This window comes from Chryseobacterium sp. S0630 (assembly GCF_024158915.1).
Classification (GTDB): Bacteria; Bacteroidota; Bacteroidia; order Flavobacteriales; family Weeksellaceae; genus Chryseobacterium.
The window spans coordinates 108,220-132,438 of the sequence record NZ_JAMZGF010000002.1 but is presented as its reverse complement, the minus strand read 5'-3'; the positions used below and the strand labels follow the sequence as shown (position 1 = coordinate 132,438).

Annotated in this window: 26 protein-coding genes; 11 read left to right on the top strand and 15 right to left on the bottom strand. The window is 36.1% G+C overall.

Translation table 11 applies throughout. The features are described from left to right. Positions 1-63 precede the first annotated feature (63 nt). Together NK356_RS01505 and NK356_RS01500 are read left to right on the top strand one after the other, a co-directional pair. On the top strand, positions 64-861 hold the full coding sequence (locus tag NK356_RS01505) for an AraC family transcriptional regulator (protein ID WP_034698212.1): 798 nt from the start codon (positions 64-66) through the stop codon (positions 859-861). A gap of 64 nt (positions 862-925) precedes the next feature. Then, entirely contained in the window at positions 926-1,879 is a 954-nt protein-coding gene (locus NK356_RS01500) for a nitrilase family protein (RefSeq protein WP_253316037.1), read from the top strand. A 45-nt stretch (positions 1,880-1,924) separates the two neighbouring features. On the opposite strand, the gene NK356_RS01495 is transcribed toward NK356_RS01500, so the two are convergent. The 4 genes from NK356_RS01495 to NK356_RS01480 all read right to left on the bottom strand — a co-directional run bounded on the left by NK356_RS01495 (position 1,925) and on the right by NK356_RS01480 (position 3,702). Beyond that, positions 1,925-2,281, bottom strand: coding sequence for a rhodanese-like domain-containing protein (locus tag NK356_RS01495; protein ID WP_253316036.1), 357 nt, complete (start codon positions 2,279-2,281; stop codon positions 1,925-1,927). Beyond that, complete coding sequence (locus tag NK356_RS01490) at positions 2,278-2,580, bottom strand: DUF3817 domain-containing protein (RefSeq protein WP_034698207.1); 303 nt, start codon at positions 2,578-2,580, stop codon at positions 2,278-2,280. The genes NK356_RS01495 and NK356_RS01490 overlap by 4 nt, the downstream gene beginning before the upstream one ends. 2 nt (positions 2,581-2,582) lie before the next feature. After that, complete coding sequence (locus tag NK356_RS01485) at positions 2,583-3,041, bottom strand: hypothetical protein (RefSeq protein ID WP_253316035.1); 459 nt, start codon at positions 3,039-3,041, stop codon at positions 2,583-2,585. 70 nt (positions 3,042-3,111) lie between these two features. Continuing rightward, a complete protein-coding gene (locus tag NK356_RS01480) occupies positions 3,112-3,702 on the bottom strand; it encodes a TetR/AcrR family transcriptional regulator (RefSeq protein WP_253316034.1) in 591 nt (196 codons plus the stop codon). Between the two features lie 149 nt (positions 3,703-3,851). On the opposite strand from NK356_RS01480, the gene NK356_RS01475 reads away from it, so the two are divergent. The 3 genes from NK356_RS01475 to NK356_RS01465 all read left to right on the top strand — a co-directional run bounded on the left by NK356_RS01475 (position 3,852) and on the right by NK356_RS01465 (position 6,054). After that, the gene (locus tag NK356_RS01475) at positions 3,852-5,069 is read left to right on the top strand and encodes an MFS transporter (RefSeq protein ID WP_253316033.1); all 1,218 of its coding nucleotides are present in this window, start codon (positions 3,852-3,854) and stop codon (positions 5,067-5,069) included. A gap of 366 nt (positions 5,070-5,435) precedes the next feature. Beyond that, positions 5,436-5,786 (top strand): hypothetical protein, encoded by a 351-nt coding sequence (locus tag NK356_RS01470; RefSeq protein ID WP_253316032.1) that lies wholly within the window; start codon positions 5,436-5,438, stop codon positions 5,784-5,786. Positions 5,787-5,850: 64 nt separating this feature from the next. Further along, entirely contained in the window at positions 5,851-6,054 is a 204-nt protein-coding gene (locus NK356_RS01465) for a hypothetical protein (RefSeq protein ID WP_253316031.1), read from the top strand. 4 nt (positions 6,055-6,058) lie between these two features. On the opposite strand, the gene pdeM is transcribed toward NK356_RS01465, so the two are convergent. From pdeM to NK356_RS01435, 6 genes are all read right to left on the bottom strand, one after another. Next, positions 6,059-6,700, bottom strand: a complete 642-nt coding sequence (gene pdeM, locus NK356_RS01460; protein ID WP_253316030.1) for a ligase-associated DNA damage response endonuclease PdeM — start codon at positions 6,698-6,700, stop codon at positions 6,059-6,061. Positions 6,701-6,752: 52 nt separating this feature from the next. After that, positions 6,753-7,355 carry a 2,3-diphosphoglycerate-dependent phosphoglycerate mutase gene (locus tag NK356_RS01455; protein ID WP_253316029.1) on the bottom strand — a complete coding sequence of 201 codons (603 nt, stop codon included), beginning with the start codon at positions 7,353-7,355 and terminating at the stop codon, positions 6,753-6,755. 367 nt (positions 7,356-7,722) lie between these two features. Further along, positions 7,723-10,173, bottom strand: coding sequence for a ligase-associated DNA damage response DEXH box helicase (locus tag NK356_RS01450; RefSeq protein WP_034698190.1), 2,451 nt, complete (start codon positions 10,171-10,173; stop codon positions 7,723-7,725). A 183-nt stretch (positions 10,174-10,356) separates the two neighbouring features. Further along, the gene (locus tag NK356_RS01445; RefSeq protein ID WP_253316028.1) at positions 10,357-11,937 is read right to left on the bottom strand and encodes an ATP-dependent DNA ligase; all 1,581 of its coding nucleotides are present in this window, start codon (positions 11,935-11,937) and stop codon (positions 10,357-10,359) included. Next, a complete protein-coding gene (locus NK356_RS01440) occupies positions 11,934-12,956 on the bottom strand; it encodes a ligase-associated DNA damage response exonuclease (RefSeq protein WP_034698186.1) in 1,023 nt (340 codons plus the stop codon). The genes NK356_RS01445 and NK356_RS01440 overlap by 4 nt, the downstream gene beginning before the upstream one ends. 247 nt (positions 12,957-13,203) lie before the next feature. Continuing rightward, positions 13,204-14,562 carry a S41 family peptidase gene (locus tag NK356_RS01435; protein WP_253316027.1) on the bottom strand — a complete coding sequence of 453 codons (1,359 nt, stop codon included), beginning with the start codon at positions 14,560-14,562 and terminating at the stop codon, positions 13,204-13,206. A 295-nt stretch (positions 14,563-14,857) separates the two neighbouring features. Here NK356_RS01435 and NK356_RS01430 point away from each other — a divergent pair, with 295 nt between their 5' ends. Genes NK356_RS01430 through NK356_RS01420 form a run of 3 tightly spaced genes read left to right on the top strand, consistent with a single transcriptional unit; the run spans position 14,858 to position 16,877 of the window. Continuing rightward, on the top strand, positions 14,858-15,649 hold the full coding sequence (locus NK356_RS01430) for an SDR family oxidoreductase (RefSeq protein ID WP_034698182.1): 792 nt from the start codon (positions 14,858-14,860) through the stop codon (positions 15,647-15,649). 4 nt (positions 15,650-15,653) lie between these two features. Further along, on the top strand, positions 15,654-16,055 hold the full coding sequence (locus tag NK356_RS01425; protein WP_034698386.1) for a heme-binding protein: 402 nt from the start codon (positions 15,654-15,656) through the stop codon (positions 16,053-16,055). A gap of 18 nt (positions 16,056-16,073) precedes the next feature. Next, positions 16,074-16,877 carry an AraC family transcriptional regulator gene (locus tag NK356_RS01420; protein WP_034698180.1) on the top strand — a complete coding sequence of 268 codons (804 nt, stop codon included), beginning with the start codon at positions 16,074-16,076 and terminating at the stop codon, positions 16,875-16,877. A gap of 250 nt (positions 16,878-17,127) precedes the next feature. On the opposite strand, the gene NK356_RS01415 is transcribed toward NK356_RS01420, so the two are convergent. From NK356_RS01415 to NK356_RS24210, 4 genes are all read right to left on the bottom strand, one after another. Then, complete coding sequence (locus NK356_RS01415) at positions 17,128-18,195, bottom strand: SDR family oxidoreductase (protein WP_253316026.1); 1,068 nt, start codon at positions 18,193-18,195, stop codon at positions 17,128-17,130. Between the two features lie 86 nt (positions 18,196-18,281). Beyond that, the gene (locus tag NK356_RS01410; RefSeq protein WP_253316025.1) at positions 18,282-18,866 is read right to left on the bottom strand and encodes a Crp/Fnr family transcriptional regulator; all 585 of its coding nucleotides are present in this window, start codon (positions 18,864-18,866) and stop codon (positions 18,282-18,284) included. A 47-nt stretch (positions 18,867-18,913) separates the two neighbouring features. Beyond that, positions 18,914-19,360, bottom strand: coding sequence for a PPC domain-containing DNA-binding protein (locus NK356_RS01405; RefSeq protein ID WP_034698173.1), 447 nt, complete (start codon positions 19,358-19,360; stop codon positions 18,914-18,916). An 11-nt stretch (positions 19,361-19,371) separates the two neighbouring features. Further along, entirely contained in the window at positions 19,372-20,232 is an 861-nt protein-coding gene (locus NK356_RS24210; RefSeq protein ID WP_367399289.1) for an NAD(P)-dependent oxidoreductase, read from the bottom strand. Between the two features lie 209 nt (positions 20,233-20,441). Here NK356_RS24210 and NK356_RS01395 point away from each other — a divergent pair, with 209 nt between their 5' ends. Together NK356_RS01395 and NK356_RS01390 are read left to right on the top strand one after the other, a co-directional pair. Next, positions 20,442-21,071 carry a chloramphenicol acetyltransferase gene (locus tag NK356_RS01395; RefSeq protein WP_253316023.1) on the top strand — a complete coding sequence of 210 codons (630 nt, stop codon included), beginning with the start codon at positions 20,442-20,444 and terminating at the stop codon, positions 21,069-21,071. A 527-nt stretch (positions 21,072-21,598) separates the two neighbouring features. Further along, a complete protein-coding gene (locus tag NK356_RS01390) occupies positions 21,599-21,940 on the top strand; it encodes a hypothetical protein (protein ID WP_051934527.1) in 342 nt (113 codons plus the stop codon). Positions 21,941-21,956: 16 nt separating this feature from the next. Here the strand turns inward: NK356_RS01390 and NK356_RS01385 are convergent, their stop codons facing one another. Further along, entirely contained in the window at positions 21,957-22,688 is a 732-nt protein-coding gene (locus NK356_RS01385) for an MBL fold metallo-hydrolase (protein WP_034698381.1), read from the bottom strand. Positions 22,689-22,932: 244 nt separating this feature from the next. On the opposite strand from NK356_RS01385, the gene NK356_RS01380 reads away from it, so the two are divergent. Beyond that, a complete protein-coding gene (locus NK356_RS01380) occupies positions 22,933-24,117 on the top strand; it encodes an MFS transporter (protein WP_253316022.1) in 1,185 nt (394 codons plus the stop codon). Positions 24,118-24,219: the final 102 nt, after the last annotated feature.

The window sequence follows — 24,219 nt, the reverse complement described above, 5'->3', positions numbered from 1 at the left end:
TTAGCATGTCTTAAATTTGGATATTGTCTTTTTCTGTCAATAAGTTTTCTGTAAATTTGATGGATGCAGATTTCACCTCCCAAACATCTGGCTCCTTATATCAGACATTATATATTTTTGGAAAATTCCAAAGAGGATATAAAAAGTTTAAGGCTCTTTACGGATGGAAGTTCCGGATTGATACTATCCGGAGACATGAATCTGTATTCCGGTATTTCTGAGGATCGAATGCCCCTTTCCTTTTTCTACGGTACATTAAACGGTTACAGGGATTTCTTTTCAAAAGGCAGATTTTCTCTTATGGCCATTGTATTCCAACCTTATTTTTTGAATATTCTTTTGAAAACTTCTGCCAAAGAAATTCGCAATCAGATTATTTCCGTGGAAGATGTTTTGAAAAATACGCTGGAAGTGTTTCAGGAGAAATTGTTTAATAAAGAGAATCCTTTAGTCATAATCAATGATCTGAATATCTTTTTTACCCATTTTTTATCCGAAAGAATGAGTACAGATTATCATTTAATAACAGCTATACAACAATATCTTCTTCAAAGTAAAGGTTCTGTACCCTCCAAAGATTTGCAGCATTTCACCGGATATTCTGAGCGTCATTTAGAACGAAAATTTGAATATCATATGGGAATGTCTCCCAAAAAATATGGAAATATTATCCGTCTTCATTACTTTTTAAGCCTGATGAATAATGGAATTAAAGATAAAAAAATGACCACACTTTCTTACGAAGCGGGATATTCTGATCAGTCTCATCTGATCAGGGAATTTAAAAATAATATCGGGCTTACTCCTAAACAATATTTACATACAGAAAATAAAATGGCGGTTAATTTTATTGAGCTGTAACTCGGTATGGCGGTTTTATACAATTTTTAAGAAGCGACACAGCCTAGTTTTGCTTAAAAAAAGTATGAATATTAAAATTTCGACGGCACAATTTGAAAACAAAAGTGGAGACAAAGTTTATAACCTATCCGTTATAGAAAAGTTAGCTGGAGAGGCAGCATCCAAAGGTTCTCATGTAATTGCCTTCCATGAATGCTCCATTACAGGCTATACTTTTGCCCGAAAACTTTCCAGAGAACAGCTTCTTGATATTGCAGAACTTATTCCGGAAGGTGAGAGCATTAAAAGACTACAAGAGATTTCTACAAAACATAATATCACCATACTGGCCGGATTGTTTGAAAAAGATAAAAATGATAACCTCTTCAAGGCTTATGTTTGTGTAGATAAAACTGGATTAAAAGCAAAGTACAGAAAACTGCATCCTTTTATTAATCCACACCTTACATCAGGGAATGAATATTGTGTATTTGATATCATGGGCTGGAAATGTGGAATTCTTATCTGTTATGATAACAATATTATTGAAAATGTAAGAGCTACAAGACTTTTGGGTGCAGAAATCATTTTCATGCCCCATGTTACGATGTGTACGCCTTCTACAAGGCCGGGAGCAGGTTTTGTAGATCCTCAACTTTGGGAAAACAGGGTAGTGGATCCTACATCTTTACGTCTGGAATTTAATGGAATGAAAGGTCGGGACTGGCTGATGAAGTGGCTTCCATCCAGAGCTTATGATAACGGAGCATATATTGTTTTTTCAAACCCAATTGGTATGGATGATGACCAGCTTAAAAACGGGTGTTCCATGATTATAGATCCCTTTGGAGATGTGATTGCAGAATGCCACTCGTGGGAAAACAGTTTTGAGTCAGTTGTCATTACTCCTGAAAAACTAACTCAGGCAGGAGGATCTCGCTATATTAAAGCCAGAAGACCTGAATTATACAGGAATATCATTGGGCAAGATCATTCATCAGAGCAAAAAGTAGTTTGGCTTACTGATAAAACACTTTAAAAAATTGAATCTCTTCTGTAATAATAGCAGGAGAGATTCATTGTTTTATGGATGGATAGTGGTCTGCAGGTCGGTCCAGGCACCTCCGTTATAGATATGTTTAAAGCCTCTTTCTTTCAGGAGATTCTCGGCTTTTACGCTTCTGAGTCCGTGAGAACACACTGTGATGTATGTTTTTTTCGGATCTAATTCTATATAACGCTCTCTTATTGTTCCTAAAGAAATGTTCACAGAACCTTCTATATGCCCTGTTTCATATTCCTTTTCAGTTCTTACATCCAAAATGACAGCTCCTTTTTTGAGCAGTTCCGGTAAACCGTTATCTAAAGTCTGGAATCGGTAAACTCTGTAGACTACATACAGAATAAGAGCTATTCCACAGAATATAAAAAGACTTTTCATAGCTTGCTCAGAATTTTTTTGTCAACATAAAAGGTTCCAAACGGAATAAAGCAGGCCAAAATTACTTTCCAGGTTATTTCTTTAAACTTCCAGTTCTGTTCTATGCCTACGCTCAGTGTATTGAACAGGAAAAGCAGAAATAATGTCCCGTGAACAGGTCCGATAAGCCTTACAAACAAGGGGTTTCCCAGCCAGTATTTTACAGGAACGGCAATAAATACCAAACTCAAAAGTGAAATTCCTTCCAAAATAGCCAGAATTCTCAGCCGCCCAATCTTTGTTTTAAATAAATCTATCATAATTATCTGAAATAAGGTCTGTTTGCAAAAGGAGAAAAAGGCCACGGAATAGCAATGAAAATAATAATCAGTGCTATTGAAAACCAGATCCCCACAGTCTTGAATTTTTCTTTATCCGAAGGTCTTCTTTTGGCTAAAGCAGAGCCTATTGTAATGAGAATAATGGCTGTAATCATCAGCAAAATATGAATCATTCCGAAAAACAGATGCTCAAAAGATTCTTTGGCTTGGTTGAAATTTTTCCAGAAGTATTGGATTACCGGGCTTTTAAAATAAAATACCATTCCAATAACCAGTTGGATGTGGGCTATTGTAGCGGTCCAATGTCTTACCGCATTATCTCTTCCTGTAAATTCTCTGTCAGAATAATATCCTTTGAAAGAACGGTAAATTGCATAAATCAGGCTTATTAAGACCAGCCATCGGGTGAGGGAATGTAAAAAAGTAAGGGTTTGATACATTGTTTATTTTTTTGAACACAGCAAAGGTAAAACAAAAACATACTAATTAGTATGTTTTTTGATAAAAAAATTATTGAAGGGTATTGAAATAAGACTTAAGTCCTTTTAAATAAATAAGATATACTTCTTTTGAGTTTTCTAATTTGCCCAGATTTCTTACTCCCCAATAGCCTGAAATAACAAAAACGCTCACTTCTTTTGCATTGACTTCTTTCCTGATTAATCCTGCTTCTTTCCCTTTTTCAATACTTTCTGCAAGAGCCTGTTCCCATTCTTTTGAAAGTTCATGTAAAGCCTGAGCAAAAGCGTGATGCCATGGTGCCATTTGCTGTACAAAATTAGAAGTAGGGCAGCCATATTCAACTTTTAAAAAATCGTTTTCAATCAGGAGATGATACATGATATCATAAATGCTGTCTAAAGGATTCTGATTGTTTTGAAGAGAGTCTATAAAAATTTTCCTGAAATTGGGCTTCATCAGATCCGTAATAATAGCGAGTCCCATATCATCCTTGGTTTTAAAATGATAATAAAAAGCACCCTTCGTCACCTGAGTCGTTGCGATAATTTCATCAATGCTTGTAGTCTGAAAACCTTTTACATAGATCAATTCGAACGCTTTCTGGAGAATAGTAAGACGGGTTGCTTCTGATTTCTTCATTAAAACTGATGATTATTTTACAAAGGAACACATTTTAAATGTAAAATAAAACTATCATTATTCTGATACTTTGATACAATTTAAATAATTTTTATAATATAAATATTCGTCGGAACTTTGCCTTGTCAATATCAACAAATTACAAGACAATGAACTTTCAAAAAGAAATACAGATCAATACTGCATCAAAGACTGTCAAAAAAGGTCTTCCTGCAGCGCTCTGGGCATTAACGATAAGTGCCTTTGGAATTGGAACTACAGAATTTGTTATTGTAGGACTTCTTCCCACAGTAGCTTCTGACCTTGGAATTACTATTCCTTCTGCAGGGCTGCTGGTAAGTCTTTATGCGATAGGAGTAGCTATCGGAGCACCGATATTAACGGCATTAACAGGAAAAGTACCACGCAAAATGCTTTTGGTTTCCATTATGATGCTATTTGTTATTGGAAACGGACTGGCGTCTATAGCTCCCAGCTTTATAACATTAGTTCTGGCAAGAATACTTACGGGATTGGCCCATGGAGTTTATTTTTCCATAGGTTCTACCATTGCAGCTTCGCTGGTCCCTGAAGAGAAGAGAGCCACAGCCATTTCTATTATGTTTGCCGGACTTACTCTTGCGATTGTAACAGGAGTTCCACTAGGAACATTTATAGGACAGCATTTCGGATGGAGAGCTACTTTCATAGGAGTTTCAATCCTTGGAATTATAGGGCTGGTAGCCAGTTTACTATTAGTTCCCAATGCCCTTAAAAATGGGAAAACCGCATCTTTAAAGAGTCAGTTTAAAGTATTAGGAAACAGACGTCTGATTTTTGCTTTTTTAATGACTGCGATGGGATATGGAGGTACGTTTGTAGTATTTACTTACCTGTCACCTATTTTACAGAAAATTACAGGATTTCAGGAGTCTACGGTCACTTTTATCCTTTTGATTTATGGAATTGCCATTGCTTTAGGAAACCTGATTGGTGGGAAAGTGGCGAATAAAAATCCGCTGAAAGCTCTTTTATGGATGTTTGCAGCACAGGGGTTGGTATTGCTTGCGTTTTATTTTACAGTAAGCAGTCCGGTTTTAAGCATCATTACACTTTTCTTTTTAGGAGCTTTATCATTTGCTTCTGTTCCCGGACTTCAGTTATTGGTGGTACAGATTGCTGAAAAAGAGCTCCCGGGAACTGAGGATGTAGCTTCTGGGATCAATATTGCTGCTTTTAATATCGGTATTGCGATCGGATCTTATGTCGGAGGAATGATTGTTACCTCATCCTTAGGTTTGGCAAGTACGCCATGGATAGGTGCTTTATTCCTGTTGGTAACCGTATTGATTACAGTCTACAGTATCCGTTTAAGCAATAAAAATTAGGATTTCATTACTGTTTTTATAATAATTTCTAAGCTATGTTTCATAGCGAAAACTACAAACCAGGATGTTAGAGGCATTTTAATGAAGAGGAAATCAAAATATTGATAATGCAGATGGTGGTTTTATAAAGGCAGGTTTTTATCTGCCTTTTATTTTGTTTTTAAAATATTTTCAGGTTAAAGAAATCTATTTAATTCTAATTATTTTAGGATGTGTTAAATTACAACTATTTGATTATAGTATGTCTTTTTCATTTAAATAATTTTGAATAAAATATATTGAAAATCAATAATTTAACATATAATAATTCATTTATGAGGTGAATTATGGTGTGTATTTATACTTTAATTTTAAAAACACAAAATAATGAAAAATTTAAAAAAATTATCCCGAAATGAACTTAAAACGGTAGAAGGAGGGTTACAATCAAAAACCTGGTTTGCAGAAACTTCTTGTGGTATAACCGCTATAACTACTCAGGATTGGACACCACAACAAGCAACAGAATGGCGTGAAAGGGTTGAAGTAATTAATATATTAACTGCTAAATTTGATACACGAACAGATAACAAATATAAAGACCAATTTTTGTTACAAATAGGTGATAATCGTGCATTTTTTGCAAATGCGGTCTCACTTAAAGGAGATTCAGTAATGACTAATTCTGGAACAAGTACATATAATCCGGATGGAAGTGATCATAAAAATTACAGATGAAAAAGGAGATTTTGATTTAGTAAAGTCTATGTCAAACTCTCAATTAAAGAATAAACTAATCAATATGAAGAAAAGCAAATACATCGGAGCTGCAGAAACCACACAGGCAAAATTAAAACAAGCACAAAGGAATGCTGAAACGAATGTAGCTGGTGTACTTGCAAGTTACGGAACTACTATTGTAAAAGGACAGGAAATGCTGAAAAAAAGAGAAAAAGAAAGAGAAGAAAATAAGAAATATGAAAATCCACTGGAGTTAACACCTTAAGTGATCAGATTTCATAAATTTCCTCATCTGTAAATACAAAGAATGTACTTTTCTTAGGAAGGTTTTTCGTGTCCAGTCCTGTAAATTTACTGAAAGCTGGCAATAATAACTGATTGCTGCTGAGCGCAAAGCAGGGCAGCCTGATATTTTTCACTGCAGAATTCAGCACAATTCCAGGGTGAATATGTCCCGTAATCTGAAATCCGGATCTGGCGGCATCAAAATCATGAATAAAAGTAATTCCATTCACTTCAAAATATTCAGCTTTGTGATTAAAGCATAATTTTTCCTCCAAAGCTTTTGAAATACGATCGTGGTTTCCTTCAATAAGATAAAACTGTAGATCAGAATATTGGCTTTTCCAGGTACAGAATTCATCCACATCAGAATTGTCTCCGGCATGAAGCAAATCTCCAACTACAATAAATTTTTCAGGCTGAAAATATTCAATCAGTGCTGATAATCTTTCCAGATCGCTTTTCATAATGTGATTGGCCAGTGCAATTCCATTTTTACGAAAATGAGCTGTTTTTCCGATGTGCAGATCAGAAAGAATCAATGCCCTTTCTTTTTGCCAGAATACTGCCCGCTGATTGGTCAGAGTGAAAGTTTCGTTTTGGATGGAAATATTTTTAGTTGCTATCAACACTTGATGGATTGAAAAATGAATGTCTAAAATTAAACTATTTAGCTCATATTTATCCAACTTTACGGCTTACATGAAATTTTTCATCAAAAACATAAGTCAGTGGAAAGCCGGTAGCAATTTCTCTTTCTAAAATTTCTTCAGGAGAAAGATGCTCCAGATACATAATTAAGGCACGAAGACTATTTCCGTGGGCCACAATTAATACATTTTCACCCTGTTTTAATAATGGTCTTATCTGGCTTTCAAAATAAGGAATCACTCTGTTGTAAGTATCTTTAAGGCTTTCTCCACCTGGTGGAACAACATCAAATGATCTGCGCCAGGTATGAACCTGTTCGTCACCATACTTAAGAGCCGTTTCTGCTTTGTTGAGTCCTTCCAGATTTCCGTAAGAACGTTCGTTTAATGCTTTGTCTTTGATGACCGGGATGTTGGGATTTCCAATTTCATTAAGGATAATAGATAAGGTATGCTGTGCTCTGATCAATGCAGAAGTGAATGCGATATCTATTCTTTCTCCTTTTAAAGCAAGACCTGCTTTTTTTGCTTCTTCAATACCAACCTCTGTTATATCAATATCTTTCCACCCTGTAAATCTGTTTTCCAGATTCCAGAGTGACTGTCCGTGGCGGACTAAGAACAATTTTTCCATTTTTAAATTTTATTTAAACTTCTAAGAAGGTATACTCTAAGTTACGATGATTATTTAAAATTATCAAGAATATTAACTCATAATATTAGGCTATGAATAAGATTAAAACGATAGGTTTTTTATTTGATTTTATAAATTTTAGAATCTCGCAAAGGCGCAAATTTTATATTATCAAATTTTATTTAAAAGGCAAGAACATTTTGACTTCGCTCAATGTGAGATTTTCAGCAAGATTAAAAGAACTAAATTTTTTAGGAGATAAAATCTTTGCGCCTTAAAACGTTATTATTATCAATTTTTTGCGCCTTTGCCATAAAAAAATATTCATTGCCATATCTGTTCTTACAAATAATACATTAATTGATTATCAAAGATCACTTATATCAGACAGTTTCAGCATTCTTTTAATTCTCGCATCCAGTCCTTCACTTGAAAGCGTTTGTCGTAAACTGTCCACTTTAATTGGAAAACTCAACGGAGTAAATGATCGGGAATGTTTTAAAATAATTTCGGATTTTTCAATTCTTTTAAAAGCTTCTACAAGCCGCTGTTCCTGGAGCTGCATATTAAAAACTTCTGTATACGCCTGTTTTATTAAAAAGTGATTAGGATCATGGTCTTCCAATACTTTAAAAATCAATCCGGCAGAACTTTGTAATGATTTGTTAGAACGTTGTTGCCCTGCATAATTTTGAATTACCATTCCAGAAATCACTGCAATATCACGAAATTTTCTCCTTGCCATTTCCGCAGAATTGATACTTGCGATCACATCATTCATCAGATTCTCTCTGCTTAAAATCTGTTGAAGATTGTCTTCATTTAAAGGAATTTCTTTATCACTGAAGAGTTCAAATCCATAATCATTCATCGCCATAGAAAAGGAGATTGGAGCAAGTTTTGAGATCCGATAGGCAATCAGAGCAGCCATTACTTCATGGACCAGACGTCCTTCAAAAGGATACATAAACAAGTGATATCCTTCACGGTTTTTAATCAATTCCACCAAAAATTCATCTTCTTTGGGAATATGGGAGTTTTTTTCCTGGTTAATTAAAAGCGGGTGTAAAAATTTAAGCTCTTTTTCCGAAGCTTTAGGATTTAAGGCATGAGAAAGTTTTTCTCTCAGAAAATGCCCCAGATTGGAACTCAAAGGAAGTCTTCCGCCAAGATAGCTCGGAACCAGGGCTCTTCCTTTAGCTGCCCTCACGTATACCGTCATATCTTTAATGATGACAACTTCCAGTGTACGCCCGGCCAGAATAAATTTTTCTTCTTTTTTTAATTTTGAAATAAAATATTCTTCAATCATTCCGATATAGCCGCCGGAAATAAATTTTACCTTCAGCATGGCATCACTCACAATCACGCCCATATTCATTCGGTGGAGCATAGCTATTTTTCTTGAAGTTACCTTATAAAGACCATCTTCCATGATGACGATTTTATGAAACTCTTCATAGCTTTTCAACACACTGCCGCCAATGGTGAGGAATTCGAGGATACTTTTCCACTCTTCATCAAGCATTTCCTGAAAGGCATATACTTTTTTAATTCTCTGATATAGCTCATCAGGATAAAATCCGTCTCCAACCGCCAGTGTCATCAGAAACTGAACCAGCACATCGAAACATAAAACCTGTGGCTCTCTGGGTTCAACGACTTTCTGTTTTACGGCTTCTTTTAGAGCTGAAACTTCAATCAGTTCCAAAGAATGGGTGGGAACACAATAGATTTTGGAGGTTTCAAAAGGAGAGTGGCCACTACGTCCGGCTCTTTGAAGAAAACGGGCAACTCCTTTGGCTGAACCAATTTGAATGACCGTATCTACAGGTTTAAAATCAATTCCAAGATCGAGAGATGATGTAGAAACCACGGCTTTTAATTTTCCGGAACTCAAATTTTCCTCAATCCAGATTCTTAAATGAGCATCAATAGAGCTGTGATGGATAGCAATCTGACCTGCAAAATCAGGATAAGCATCGAGTAAAAGCTGATACCACATTTCGCTCTGACTTCTGGTATTCGTAAATACAATGGTAGATTTTGATTCCAGAATAATAGGAACCACTTTATCTGCAAGTTTGTTCCCAAGATGTCCTGCCCAGGGCAATATCTCAATTTCATCCGGAAAAACAGGGAGAATATCTATCTTTTTGTGCTCTTTAGCTGTAATTTTTGTCTTTTTAATATCATACGGAATAAGCACTTCCATGGCTTCATCCAGATTTCCAATGGTAGCTGTGATCCCCCAGATTTTGACCTTCGGAACATATTTTATAAGCTGTGAAATCCCGAGTTCTACCATAACTCCGCGCTTTGAACCTAGTAATTCATGCCATTCATCCACTGCTACACATTTCATATCCTTGAAAAATGTTTCATTATTTTTCTGTGCCAGAAGCAGGTGAAGGCTTTCAGGAGTTACAACAAGAATTTCAGGCATTTTTTTGACTTGCTGTTGTCTTACTTTTGGATCAGTATCTCCGTTTCTCACGCCCACAGCCCAATCAAGTCCGATTTCATCAATAGCTTCCTGCATCGCTTTTGCAATATCTTTGGATAGAGACCGAAGCGGCGTTATCCAGAGCATTTTTAATCCTTTTTTATATTGTTCGGGATGATTCAGGAAATCTGAAATTAAGGCTAAAAAAACAGAAAATGTTTTTCCGAAACCTGTAGGAGCAACGACCATTCCGCTGTATCCGGTTCCAAATTTCTTCCAGGTTTCCAGCTGAAATTTGAAAGGGGCAATACCTTTATCGGTCATCCATTGCTGAATGATCTTTAATCCGTTGGTATGTTCGAAAGCTGCCAATTTATATTTGATTTTAATTTCTAACGCTAAGGCGCTAAGATTTTATAGGATATTATTTATTTTTCGATCGCAAGGGCGTTTCACTCAGCGAAGACAATATCTTACTATTCATGAACATAGTGCCTTTGTGAACAAAGAATATTACGCTTAAGTCAAAAATCCTTGCGCCATTGCGTTAGAATATTATTGTATTAATTTTTTAATCTCTTCTAAGTCATCAATTTCATCTACGGTTTTATCTTTCCGCCATCTTACAATTCTTGGAAATCGTAGGGCTACACCGCTTTTATGACGGTTGCTGAAACCTATGCCTTCAAAAGCAATTTCGAAAACGAGTTCTGCTTTTACCGTTCTTACAGGACCAAATTTTTCAATGGCATTTTTGGTGACAAATCTGCTCACCTCCATGATTTCTTTATCTGTCAATCCTGAGTAGGCTTTGGCAATGGTCACCAAACTATCTCCGTTCTTCACTGCAAAACTATAATCTGTGTAATAAGCACTTCGTCGGCCGCTGCCTTTCTGGGCGTAGATCAGAACTGCATCAATGGTAAAAGGATTGATTTTCCACTTCCACCAGTCGCCTTTTTTTCTTCCGGAATGATAAGGTGAATTTTTTTGTTTTAACATCAATCCTTCGCTGTTTACTGCTCTTGAATTTTCACGAAGCGAATTCAGTTCTTCCCATTTTTCAAAATCCAGACTTTTGGAAATACTGATGCGTTCAGAATTTTCATTCAATAATAATTCTTCAAGTAAAGCTCTTCTTGCGGAGATTGGTTTTTCTCTCAGGTCGTTGTTTTCCAGTTCCAGTAAGTCGTAGACAAAGACTTCTATGGGGATTTCTGAGAGCATTTTTTTAGTTAAAGTTTTCCTGTTTAATCTTTTCTGTAATTCGTTAAAATTTAAAACTTTACCATCGTTTACCGCAAGTATTTCTCCATCCAGTACAAAGTTGCCTTTCATGGCTTTTATGACATCTGTAATTTCCGGAAATTGTTCGGTCACGAGTTCTTCCCCTCTTGACCAGATGAAGACTTCATCGTTTCTTCTGATGATCTGGCCACGTATTCCGTCCCATTTGTATTCTACCAGCCATTCATCAGGATTTCCCAATTCTTTAGTTTCTTTTTCCAAAGGATAGGCAAGGCAGAAAGGGTATGGTTTTGAGTTGTCAGGATTTACATTTTCTGCATCAATAAGTTCTTTGAAAGTAACTTCATCGGGTAACCATTTACCCATTAAGCTGTGCATCAAAGCACTCGATTCCTGCCCTGAAAATTTGGTTAATGCATTGATTAATGTTTTATCTGATACTCCAATCCGGAAGCTTCCGCCAATTAATTTATTGAAAATCAAACGTTCGGTATAATCCAGACCATTCCATGATTGCAGTACAAATTCTTTCTTTTCTGTATCTGTTTTGTCCTTCAGACTAACAATATCATTCATCCATTCTGATAATGAACGTTCTATTTTTTCCTGTGGAGGCGGGAGAATTAATGATAATGTTTCTCCAAGATCACCTACTGCAGAATAGGATTCCTGAAACAGCCAATAAGGAAGTTTTGTGATTTCCAGAGCCCATTCTTTCATGTAATTGGTATTGACATTTCTCTTAGGTCTTTTGCCGGTAAATAAAGCGATAAACCATACTTTATCCTCATCAGGAGCACGCTCGAGATAATCCATGATGGCATCAATTTTAGCATTGGTTTTATTGGTTGTTTCCAATGCGTTGATAAGGTCTGCAAAATGTCTCATGATTCCGGATTTTGTGAGATTTCTTTTTCAGATTCTTCTTCATCCTCACCGTAAAGTGTTTCTACAACATCTGCTTTAATTCCTGTTTCATTCAGATATTTGGAAAAAACTTCCGTCTGCCCGTGAGTAACATGAACCAACTCTGCTTCAGTTGCTTTTACCGTTTGTAACAATCCTTTCCAGTCTGCATGGTCACTCATCGCAAATCCTGCGTCTGCACTTCTCCATCTTCTGGCACCGCGTACCTGCATCCAGCCGGAACATATCGCGGTGGCCGGATCTGGAATTTTCTTAATGATATTACTATCGAGCAAAGCAGGTGGTACAATCACAATTTCGTGTTCCATCTCTTTCGGGCGTTCTCTGAAATCTGCAATGGTATATTCTGGAAGTTCAATTCCTACTGTTTCAAAGGCTTCATTAAGCTTTCCGATGGAATAATGAACGTATATTTTTCCTAATTCTTCCACTGCTTTCATAATACGTTGGGCTTTCCCTAAAGAATACCCTATAAAAATAGAGGTTTTGTTGTTTTCTTTATTTTTCAGTACCCAGTTCTGAAGTTTTTTATTTAAATCCGGAACTTCCAGCCAGTTGTAAATAGGCAGTCCAAAGGTACTTTCTGTGACAAATTCATTACATCTTACCAGCTCAAAAGGAGTGCTCAATCCGTCATCCTGAACTTTATAATCTCCTGAGATGACCGTCACATATCCTTTATATTCAAGCTTTATCTGAGCAGAGCCAATGATATGTCCGGCCGGATGAAGTGAAAGTTTTACTCCATTGATGGTAATCACTTCACCATATTCTACACTCTGACATTCGATATCGGTTCCGATTCTCTGATGCAGAATAGGTTTGGTAAAATGGTGGCAAAGGTATTTTTTCATTCCCCAACGGGCATGATCGGCGTGGCCATGGGTAATAACTGCCATGTCTACAGGTCTCCAGGGATCTATATAAAATTTTCCCTGAGGACAGTAAATGCCTTTTTTGGTAAATGTGATTAATTTCAATGGTGTGACTGGTTTAGAAAATAAGCTTCAAAAAGTTAACCAATTTACAATAAAGTGTTTATTTTTTTATTATTGTGGTATGAGATCTTATGAATCATTCCATACTGTAGGAATGATTATTCATAATAGGTTTTGGCTAAAGCCCATTTCTATTGATATTCTGTAGTGTTAAATAATGAAAAGAAGGATTGCAATAGGATTTTAAAGCATAAAAAAAGCTGTTTCGAATAGAAACAGCTTGGATAGTTTATTTTTCATTCAACACATCGTTTACGAAGTCAATCCATTGATAATCGGGGATAGTTTTATCAATGAAATAGTCTGGCTGAATACCTTTTTCGTCAATGGCCATATCCGGAATACGGAAGCTTTTGGAGAGTGCATATCCCAGTTTAAATTCGTTACATGGAGAATTTACAAAATACATATTGGAAATATCCAAAACTCCTGCTGTGGTTGTTCCAAAAAGTTTTACTTTTTTGCTTTGTTTAGCGGCCAGTAAAAACTCTTCTGCTGTACTTCCGTTTCCTTTATTGATGATGATCCCTACATTTTTTGGGTAGGGTGAAATTTTATCCATTTTATTGATTCCTACCAAATTCCCATCATCCTGCAGGCTTACAAACTTGCCCGGGTTTTGGCTGAGCTTATCATAGGCTTTCTTTAGATATTCTCTTTCCTCTGCAGGGATCCCATATTTCTGGTAATTCTCATAAAGATCTAGCATTCTCTGATTATTCAGTTTTGTAGAATAAAATTGTGTTCTGACACTTCTGATAGGGTTCGTGTAGAGATAAGGAATAATTTTAGCAAAGCTGTTATCACTGCCACCTCCATTATTTCTGATATCAATGATAAGATTTTCTGTGTTTTCAATTTTAGATTGATTGGCTGTAATGACACTGTCGATATCTTTTCTCAAAGCACCATTGAAGGAAGGAATTCTCAAAAGTAGAGTCGTTTTGTTGAGTTCCTTCAGAAAAGGTTTTTGAGCTGTGATCGCTTGATAATGGGTTTCAATACCTTCTTCTTTTTCAAATTTTGGAGAAACTCTTTTCAGGGTAAAGTCATTGATTTCAAGATAATTTTTTCCTACTAACCGTATGTTATTTATTTCCTGACCCGATTTGTTTCTTAAATAGTAAGTTCCTTTGGTTTTGTCAGCATTGAAAGTTAGTTTTAACTCGTTTGGTTTCCAGTTCTCAGCTCCGGATGTGATGATAAAGCCTTTGTAGACTTCTCCAAACTTTTTAATTCCTATAGTGTAAGGCTCAGTTTCCCAAATTCCTTCAATGTCTGATTCTTTTTTAGATAACACTTCTTTTTTGAACTTTTCTATATCTACTTTTATCAGTTCTGTTTTGGCATTTTCATTCATTACCACAGGCGGAGTTTCCTGGATTTTATTTCCAATTTTTGAAATTGAAAAATGTCCGGATCTGAAGAACTTAAGCCATTCATAGATCGTCTGGGTACATTCCGTATCTGATTTTATATTTTTGATTCTGTTCAGAAAGTCATTGTTATGAGCCTGATAAGCCAAAACGCCCTTTTTATCAATAATATACTGATATCCGGCATCATTTTCCTCGAAGGTCTTTTTCACCCACAGATAGTTACTTTCACAATTGCAGTTTTGAGCTAAGCTAAAAGAAGAGGAGGTGAGAAGAATTAAAAAGAGTGTTTTAATTTTAAGCATATGTTCGTTATTAGTTGTATTGTAAAGGTTACAAATCTAACGATAATTCTATTTTTTTATGATGTAAAAAGGAGAGTTATTTGAGAAAACATTCTTTTCTGATACACTTTCTGAACTTTTCAGCAATATAAAAATGAACTTCCAGGCAATATTGACCTTCTTAAAATCTTTGAAATTTGTACCATCATTAAAAAAGAATACAATGAGTAAAACAATTTTAATTACAGGTGCAGCAAGCGGATTCGGAAAAATAGCTGCTTTTGATCTTGCTAAAAAAGGACACAAAGTAATCGCCACTACGCAGGTCTATCCTCAGATGAGTGATTTAATCCGTGAAGCTAAAGAACAGGATGTGAATCTTACAGTGGACAAACTGGATGTAACGAGCCAGAGAGATGTAGATTATATTTTAAAGAAATATAATGATATTGATGTTCTCATCAGCAATGCCGGAATTATGGAAGGCGGTCCGATTGCAGAGCAGCCCGTAGATATTATCCGCTCTATGTTTGAAGTGAATGTATTTGGTGCTTTACATCTTGCACAGGGTTATATCAAAAAGTTTGTTGAAAAGAAGAATGGTAAGATTGTTTTCACGTCTTCAATGGGTGGTTTATGGACCGTTCCTTACGTAGCTGCTTACTGTGCTTCCAAACATGCGTTGGAATCTATTGCAGAAGGGTTGAGGACTGAATTGGTTCCCTTTAATATTAAGATTGCAACCTGTAATCCTGGTGTATTTGGAACAGGTTTCAATGATAGAGGAGTAGATTCTATTTTCCATTGGTATGATCCTAAAACCAACTTTACTCCGGAATCAGCGTTTGACGGAGCAGCAGAATCTTTAGCACATCAGCTCGATCCGCAATCTATGGCAGATGTTATTGTAAATGTTGCTTTAGATGACAACAGTAATTTTAGAAATGTGCATCCGAAGGAAACCGAAGAGTTTGTAAAACAGCTTCAGGCAGATGCATGGACCGCAAAAAGCTAATATCATGGAGTTGAATTATAAAACGGCAGAAAAAGCTTTACAGGCAGCCCAGGAAAAAGCATTATCAATGAATATTCCTGTAACTATTGCTGTGGTAGATATGGGCGGACACCTTATTGCATTGGCCAGACTGGATAGTGTGTATGGAGTAATTGATTTTGCTGTTAAAAAGGCAAAAACAGCAGTGATGTTTGGAGTAAACAGTGAGGTGATGGGAAGCATTATTTCTGAAACCGGTGTTCATGGGTATGGAATGCTGAATTCAAATGAAGGGCTTCTGACTATTGCAGGAGGTGTTGTTCTGAGGAATACGGAGGGAAAGATGATTGGGGCAATTGGTTCTTCAGGAGGAACTCCCGAACAGGATAAAGAAATTGCGGAGGCAGGAGCTCATGCTATTGCTTAAATTTCAGATATTTGTATCATGGAAAACACTTCTGAAATCATATTTGATCAACTTGTTTACTCGTGCGCCTTTGAATCTTACAGAGGCCATGAGGAATTTATTCCGGATCATTTTCTGGGATTTCAGATCTCAGGAGAAACTCATGCTTTTCATGAACATGGTAAAACGGTAATCAAAGAGAATACAGTGGTTCTGGTGAGGAAAAATCAACTGATCAGAACGATAAAATATCCTTCGGCTCACGAAAAGTATCAGTTTGTTTCTATGACATTGGATGATGAAACGCTGAGACAGTATGCTACTGAAAACAAAATCAATGTAAGTACCAAATTTTCTGGTAATGAACGGTTATTTTTCGAGCCTGATGATTTTTTTAAAAGCTATTTCGCTTCTCTTATTCCTTACATTAATAAGACAAAGGAAATTCCTCCAAAGTTAGCCGCATTAAAGGTGAAGGAAGCCATAGAATTACTGTTGCTGAGCAATCCGGATTTTAAAAATCTTCTTTTTGATTTTTCTGAACCTCATAAGATTGATCTTAAGGATTTTATGAATAAAAACTTTATGTTCAATGTTTCTGTAGATGCTTTTGCAAGGCTCACAGGGCGTAGTCTTTCGGGATTTAAAAGAGATTTCAGTAAAACCTTTGAGATGACACCCAAACAGTGGCTGAAAGAGAAAAGATTAAAAGAAGCGTATTATTTAATTAAGAACAGAGATAAAAAGCCTTCAGATATTTATCTTGATCTGGGTTTTGAGAATTTATCTCACTTTTATTCTTCTTTCAAAAAGAAATTTGGGGTGAAAACTACAGAAATATAGCTTTAACCATAAAAAAACACAAATTATATTATAAGCATTATCTGCTTTTGTTGGAAAAACGCAAAGACGCAAGAAAGGTTTTACAATATTTTGATTTTAAGTCGCAAGGATTTTATCTTTGATAAAATTTAATACTGAATATTTCAAAATACTTGTTGATTAATCACAAAATTTGTATAACCTCCAAGATCTGCGAGAATTTATCAATCATTTGTAATTTTCCTGCCTCATTGCGTTATCCTACATATTATTAAGGGATCATATTTTCTGATCTCAGTCTTTCAAAGACATTAATAAAAGAGTCTTCTGTACTTGTATATGCAGTAAAGCCCAGTTTTCTGCTTTTAGACATATCACACATCACTTCCAGTGGTCTTCCCAGATCCAGATCAGTGTGCCATGCAGACGACAAACGGTTAAGGTTCTTCTCTTTGAGATTATACTTTTCTGCAATGGTTGTCCATACATCGTTGTCGTTTTCCAGTTCTTTTTCGAGAGGTCTTATCGTTCCGTTGAAACCTTCAGCTTGTACACCGAAACAATTGGCAAGTCTTTTCCAAAGCCATTTCCATCGGAAAACATCTCCGTTAGCAATATTAAAAGCCTGGTTTTTTGCAGATTCTGTAGATGAAGCCCATACCAATTGTTTGGCCAGTATTCTTGCATCAGTTACATCTGAAACACCATTCCACTGTGCCTCTGAACCCGGCCAGATGAATTTTCTTCCGGTTTCTTTGCAGATGCTGGCATATACAGCCAATGTAGTTCCGATATTCATAAGATTTCCTACGGCATATCCAACTACAGTGTGAGGCCTGTGAATACTCCATGTAAAGCCGTCTCTTTCAGAAGCTTTGTATACTTCGTCTTCCTGTGCATAATAAAAGTTGGGTAGAGGAAGTCTTGGATGTTCTTCTCTGACAGGTGTTTCCGGTAAAACTCCTTCTTTAGCATAAGCCTCAAATGGTCCCAGATAATGTTTAAGCCCTGTAACCAAAGCTACATGCTGAACCGACTTTTTAGGAGATAAAATGTTTAGCAGATTTCTCACCAATAGGCTGTTGACACGGATATTTTCTTCTTCAGTGTCGTTGCGCATCCATGTGGTAAAGTAAATATGAGTAGGAGAGATTCCTTCCAGCGCTTCTGCAAGGTTTTGCTCATTTAGCAGGTCTGCTTTAATGGGAAGAAGACCATCAATATTGGTGGTGGGATTTCTTGATAATCCGTATGTTGTCCAGCCTTGTGCAATTAATTCTTCAGCAAGGTTACTTCCTGTAATTCCGGTAGCACCTACTACCAATGCAATATTTTCCATAAGTATTGTAAAATTTCTTGTACAAAATTATGGTTGGATAGAAGCTTTTATGCTTGATTTGGATCATGGGTTTGAGTTGATCTGGATCAAGTATTATTCAGAGAATTCTTTTTACGGATTCTGCTTACCGTTTCAGGAGCAAGGCCAAGATAGGAAGCAATAAGGTTGTGTGGCACTCTTTTGATCATTTCAGGATTCTTTTGTGCCAGTTGAAGATATTTTTCTTCAGCCGTGTAGCTATTGGACACAATGAGTCTGTAATCTTTCGTTACGAGGCTGTTTTGGTATAAAATTCTGAAATAGCGATCCATTACAGGAATTTCCAGCATCATTTTTTCATAGTCTTCCAAAGTGATTGTCAGTATTTCGGTTTCTTCAATCGCATCAATATTGAGTACCGATTTTTCCTGATTGATAAAGCTGTTGAAATCTGAAATCCACCAGCCTTCAAAGGCAAACATATTGATGTGCTCATTTCCTTTTTCATCCAGAAAATAAGACTTCAGCAGTCCTTTGCTTACAAAAGACAACGATTTGCAGATATCTCCTTCCTGAAGAAGATACTGTTTTCTGCGAAGTTTTTTAAGGGTAAAAAAAGACTTAATCTGATTCTTTTGTTCTTCCGTGATATCAACCTTATTTTCGATATGGGAAAGCAGCACTTCAAACATCCAATAAATATTTCATCAAAATTACTATTTTCAAACGCATCAAAACATTATTTTTCAAAATCATAGAGATTGATTCCTATTTCCTCATTTTTAATTTTGAAAGTCCTTGTATTCAATGGATAGAAAATAAATTCTGCGGCTCCCTGAATTTTCGCTTCCAGAAGATGTCCTGCCAAAGCGGTGTAATCTTCTCTTCCGAGTGTAATATGAAGGTGAAGAGCTAGTTTTCCTTCTATTTCAGAAACATTTCCGGAAATATTAGTGACTTCCATCTGTTCTTTGAAAGTCTTATCTACATATTTTTTTGTTGTTGGATTAAAGAATCGGAGAGTAGCTTCACTCACAGCTCCTATACCGGTTACTTCTCCTGCCTGGATATTTTGGTTTTGAATAAAGTCTGTTAAACCTTCTACAATATTGGAATGATTATCAAGGCTCACGATGTAAATCTGATCTGTTTTTCTGGCAGACCAATGGTTTCCTTTGTAATTCATGATTGCAATATTTATTCTATTGTTTTCAAATAATTGATAATTCCAATAACGTCATCCTGACCAAAGCCTTTATCATGGGCATTTTGATAGGTTTGAATCAAAGCTTCAGAAAGAGGATAATCTGCACCTGCATTTTTAGCAAGAAGAATGTCTTTCAGCATCAGATCAAGGGCAAATGCCGGAGCATACTGATCTGTAATCAGCAGAGGTGTTTTTACTTTGGTAGCACCGCTTCCGCTGGCACTTTCATTGATGATTTCCAGCATATCTGATCGTTCAATTCCTAATTTTTCTGAAAGTAAAACAGTTTCCGCCAGTCCCTGATAAATAGTGGACAGAAAATAATTGATAGACAGTTTTCCTGCGATTCCTTTTCCGTTTTCACCCAAATGTTTTACAGATTTTCCCATTTTCAAAAGATAAGGCATGGCGCGCTGGATGTCTTTTTCTTCACCTCCAGCCATAATGATCAGTGTTCCTTCTTTTGCCGGTAAAGTACTTCCTGCTACCGGAGCATCAATAAACGAAGCTTCTTTTATTTTGAGAGCCGCAGCGGTTTCTGTGGAAGTTTCCGGAGAAATAGTACTCATATCCACAAAGAGTTTTCCCTGAATGTTTAAAGGAAGAATTTCTTTATATACTGCTTTTACAGCACTATCGTTGGTCAGCATGGTGAAGATAATATCGCTGTTTTGTACAAGGTCTTTAACTCCGGTATATACTGTAGATTTTTCTTCAAAATCTTTGGCTTTTTCTGATGATCTGTTATACACTGAAAGGGAAACTCCTGCTTTTTCAATGTTTTTTGCCATAGGATGTCCCATATTTCCTAATCCGATGAATCCGACTTTTTCCATTGTCCTATCTTTTATTTTGTTATTAATTAAGTTTGTATGTTTTCAATCTCCTGGATGAAAAGGAGTTAGTTGAAAAGTAAATCAATGAAAGTATAAAATATGATTGTTTTGCAGCAAAATATCGACCAAATGGGTATTTTACAAAATTAAGTTTTAATTATATTTTTAAACATAAACTTTTAAAACCGGATAAACTTTCAGAAATTTGCAGCAAATAAGAATCAATGAAGATCGTAGATATAGAGAGCTGGAACAGAAAAGAACATTTTGAATTTTTTTCTAACATGGCAAGCCCTTATTTTGGATTTACAACAGAAGTAGACTGTACACACGCCTACAGTACAGCAAAAGAAAAAGGGTATTCATTTTTTGCCTATTATTTTCACAAATCTATGGTGGCGATCAATAGAGTAGACGAACTAAAGCTGAGAATTATTGATGGGCAGGTGATACAGTTTGATACCGTTCATGCTGGTAGTACGATTGGCAGACCGGATGGTACTTTCGGTTTTTCTTTCACACCTTTCTCAGAAGATTTCGAAACGTTCAATGCAGCTCTGCAGGAGGAGATAAAAGGAGTACATGAAAGTACAGGGTTGAGACTTAGCAATGAAAGGCTGGGGAAGGACCACATCAGACACACTACCATTCCATGGAATTCGTTCAGTGCGATATTGCATCCAACAGATTTTAACACAACAGAATCGGTGCCTAAAATTGCTTTTGGAAGATTCAACATCCGAGAAGGGAGAAAATATCTTCCGGTGTCTATTGAAGCCCATCACGGATTGGCAGATGGAATTCACCTTTCCAAATATCTGGAAGAGTTTCAGAAAGAGTTGGATCAAGAGTAAAATAGTACATAATTTATCAGAAAGCCGGATTTACAATAAATCCGGCTTTTTTTATGAATCATCCTTATTCATTTCTGTAGTAAATACGCAGAAAACATTGATCGAGATCATAAAAAGTTAATGCAATAACCCACTACATTTACTTCCTATCAAAATAAGAACGCAAATAGTAGGGAACGGGCTGATAAAAGCATTTATGATATTTTGGCTCAAAATATAACGTGGTATCTATGTGGTACACGTATTTAATAAAATTTTAATCATTTTTTCTTTCTTTGCCTTTGTAAAATGTAAAGAAATTCATAGGTGTTGTTTTTTTAACAAAATCCTTCAATAAATGCAAGTTATACAACGTAAATCGTTACGTAATATTAGTAATATTAATTAAAACTTATGGAATTTTGAATACATAAAAATTATTTTGTTCCCGGTATTGATTCTGTAAAACACAAATTGAACAGTGAAAAAAAGACTTTGTACAGATACACAAGAGATGTGGTATCTGAAATAAGAGATGAAAAAGTATTATGAAAAATAGAACACCTGAAACTAACTTAGAGGATTTAACCCAAAAGATTCTTGTACAAGACGAAATAATGGCATTGGCCAAAGCAAATTCTCCTCGTCTCTTGAATAAATTCAGATTGGTTTATCCCGATTTTTTTAAAAAGTTATCTGATATACAGCCTTCCCTTAAAAATTCTGAACTGATCTTTTGTATTTACCTTAAGCTCAATATGACCACCAAGGAAATTGCAACCTGTATTTTTGTCACTCCAAAAGCAATACAGAACAGGAAAAACAGAATCAGAAAAAAACTGAATATTCCTTCTGAATTTGATATCTATAAATGGTTTAATGAATTTTAAACCATTTTTTCTGCATCTACACTTCTACGATGGCATTATCCAAATCATGATACAAAAGAATTTTCCAGTTGTTCTCTCTTGCTTCTTTTTCCCACTGAAGCCTTAACTCCATTGCTTTTCTGCCATCGAAATCGCTTTTATAGGCCAAATGGTATTTTAAATAAGAAGCCTGAGGAAGATCATCAGCTCCGTAGAAAGCCGTTTCATCATTTTCCCTGATCCAGAACACCTGCATAAAAGGAGTGTGTCCTCCAACTACTTCATATGAAATTTCGTCTGTAATCTGCCCCTGATCTTCATTCATCCATGTGATATTCGGAAGCTGAATCAGTTTATCCAGCATATCAAAGTCAAAAGAAGGATTACCTTTCTTTTCCATTGCAAAATCCAGTTCGCGTTTCTGGATATAGATCTGAGCATTGGGAAAAGCAGCTTCAAAACCATTTTCTGTAAGCTTTACAGCGCCTTCAATATGATCTTTATGAAGATGGGAAAGCAATAACTTTGTGATCTGTTCAGGGCGAATATTTTCCTTTTTAAGAATTTCTGAAACCACCGTTGTTCCGGACTCATTTTTCCAGCCAATCCCTGCATCCAAAAGGATATAATCATTTTCCGTAATGATAAGAAACGGTTGAACAGACATTTTGATTCCTCCGATGGTATCAAAATTTTCTTCTGTTAAAAGCGTAAAATCTTTGGTTTTGCTTGCCGAAAAATTGCCTTCTTTAAGTGGAATAATTTTCATGCTGCAAATTTCCTTAATATTTCTAATATTCAAAAGGTTTTTCATCGATATATATGATCAATAAAAACAATCATAAAGGCAGAATGCTGAAATCATTCTACTTATCGGAACATTACGGATTATTCATAAGGATGTAAAAGATAAGACCGGAAATTTTCTTTTTTTAATGATTATATTTGATCTCTTAAAAATCTGACGATCTGCTGTCAGATGACTTTCAATTCAAATAAAAACTTTATACGTAATGCAGGAGAGTTCTTCCCATGGTATTTCCCGGACGGTCATCTGGCTTATGGCTGTTATTTCCGGGCTTGTAGTGGCCAACAATTATTATAATCAGCCTTTATTGGCTCTCATTTCCGAAGAACTTCAGGTTTCTGAAAGTGCTGCAAGTAAAATATCTGTCCTTACACAGATTGGCTATGCATTAGGATTGCTGCTGATAGTTCCGTTGGGAGATAAATTTTTCCGCAAGAAATTAATCTTAATTGATTTGTGTCTGGTTTTCGGTTCACTTTTATGGATGACTTTTGCTACTCAGTTGTGGATGCTGTATGCAGCCAGTTTACTGATTGGAGCTACATCAGTTATTCCTCAATTGTTTGTCCCTATTGCAGCTGAGCTTTCATCGGATAAAGAAAAATCCTCTAACATTGGATTGGTCATGTCCGGATTGTTATTGGGAATTCTTCTGTCCCGTTTTGTGGGTGGAATTGTTGGGGAAGTCTGGGGATGGAGAGCCATGTTTGGAATTGCGGCAGGATTGATGATTCTGGTTTGGTTAGCCGTTTATAAAATGCTTCCGGAGCTGTCTCCTAATTTTAAAGGAACTTATAAAGAGCTGATGCGTTCTGTAGCCCAACTTGCCAAAACACAACCGATTCTTCAGCTGGCATCATTCCGTGGAGCAATGGCATTTGGATCTATGTGTGCTTTGTTTACCACATTGGTTTTTCATATGGAAAAGCCACCTTTTAATGCAGGATCTTCTGTAGTGGGGAGCTTTGGATTAGCAGGTGCTGTAGGAGCTTTAGCCGCGGCTAAGGTGGGAAAACTTCAAAAGTATCTGGATATTAACAGGATTATATTGTACTCTTTATTGATTGTGATAGGAAGCTGGGGCTTTACCTATTTTGCTGGAGAAACCTATTGGGGACTGATTGTCGGAGTAATTCTTGTTGATCTGGGAGTACAGTCAAGTCACATTATGAACCAGACCAATTATTTCCTTATCAAATCAAATGCTGTCAACAGGCTGAATACCGTGTATATGGTATCTTATTTCATTGGTGGATCATTGGGAACCTGGCTGGCATCTATTGCCTGGCAAAAGGCTCAATGGACGGGTGTATGCTTCGTTGGAACAGTCTTTGGAGTGTTGGCTTTAATAGCGCACATTTTGTTTTGTAAAAGAGTGAATAAAGCATAGAGGAAGAAGTATATTTGTTTTATACTTAACCTTATTTATGGAGGCTGTCTAAAAAGTCCAAAAAAATATCCCCGTTACTTAAAAAGTTTCGGGGATTTTTTT

Coding starts and splice junctions, on each gene's coding strand:
- NK356_RS01415 (WP_253316026.1), bottom strand. CDS start 18,195: ATGGAAAATATTGCATTGGTAGTAGGTGCTACCGGAATTACAGGAAGT.
- NK356_RS01500 (WP_253316037.1), top strand. CDS start 926: ATGAATATTAAAATTTCGACGGCACAATTTGAAAACAAAAGTGGAGAC.
- NK356_RS01480 (WP_253316034.1), bottom strand. CDS start 3,702: ATGAAGAAATCAGAAGCAACCCGTCTTACTATTCTCCAGAAAGCGTTC.
- NK356_RS01485 (WP_253316035.1), bottom strand. CDS start 3,041: ATGTATCAAACCCTTACTTTTTTACATTCCCTCACCCGATGGCTGGTC.
- NK356_RS01495 (WP_253316036.1), bottom strand. CDS start 2,281: ATGAAAAGTCTTTTTATATTCTGTGGAATAGCTCTTATTCTGTATGTA.
- NK356_RS01385 (WP_034698381.1), bottom strand. CDS start 22,688: ATGAAAATTATTCCACTTAAAGAAGGCAATTTTTCGGCAAGCAAAACC.
- NK356_RS01390 (WP_051934527.1), top strand. CDS start 21,599: ATGAAAAATAGAACACCTGAAACTAACTTAGAGGATTTAACCCAAAAG.
- NK356_RS01505 (WP_034698212.1), top strand. CDS start 64: ATGCAGATTTCACCTCCCAAACATCTGGCTCCTTATATCAGACATTAT.
- NK356_RS01445 (WP_253316028.1), bottom strand. CDS start 11,937: ATGAGACATTTTGCAGACCTTATCAACGCATTGGAAACAACCAATAAA.
- NK356_RS01455 (WP_253316029.1), bottom strand. CDS start 7,355: ATGGAAAAATTGTTCTTAGTCCGCCACGGACAGTCACTCTGGAATCTG.
- NK356_RS01420 (WP_034698180.1), top strand. CDS start 16,074: ATGGAAAACACTTCTGAAATCATATTTGATCAACTTGTTTACTCGTGC.
- NK356_RS01490 (WP_034698207.1), bottom strand. CDS start 2,580: ATGATAGATTTATTTAAAACAAAGATTGGGCGGCTGAGAATTCTGGCT.
- NK356_RS01405 (WP_034698173.1), bottom strand. CDS start 19,360: ATGAATTACAAAGGAAACCATTGGTCTGCCAGAAAAACAGATCAGATT.
- NK356_RS01430 (WP_034698182.1), top strand. CDS start 14,858: ATGAGTAAAACAATTTTAATTACAGGTGCAGCAAGCGGATTCGGAAAA.
- NK356_RS01475 (WP_253316033.1), top strand. CDS start 3,852: ATGAACTTTCAAAAAGAAATACAGATCAATACTGCATCAAAGACTGTC.
- NK356_RS01470 (WP_253316032.1), top strand. CDS start 5,436: ATGAAAAATTTAAAAAAATTATCCCGAAATGAACTTAAAACGGTAGAA.
- NK356_RS01465 (WP_253316031.1), top strand. CDS start 5,851: ATGAAGAAAAGCAAATACATCGGAGCTGCAGAAACCACACAGGCAAAA.
- NK356_RS01410 (WP_253316025.1), bottom strand. CDS start 18,866: ATGTTTGAAGTGCTGCTTTCCCATATCGAAAATAAGGTTGATATCACG.
- NK356_RS01395 (WP_253316023.1), top strand. CDS start 20,442: ATGAAGATCGTAGATATAGAGAGCTGGAACAGAAAAGAACATTTTGAA.
- NK356_RS01425 (WP_034698386.1), top strand. CDS start 15,654: ATGGAGTTGAATTATAAAACGGCAGAAAAAGCTTTACAGGCAGCCCAG.
- NK356_RS01380 (WP_253316022.1), top strand. CDS start 22,933: ATGCAGGAGAGTTCTTCCCATGGTATTTCCCGGACGGTCATCTGGCTT.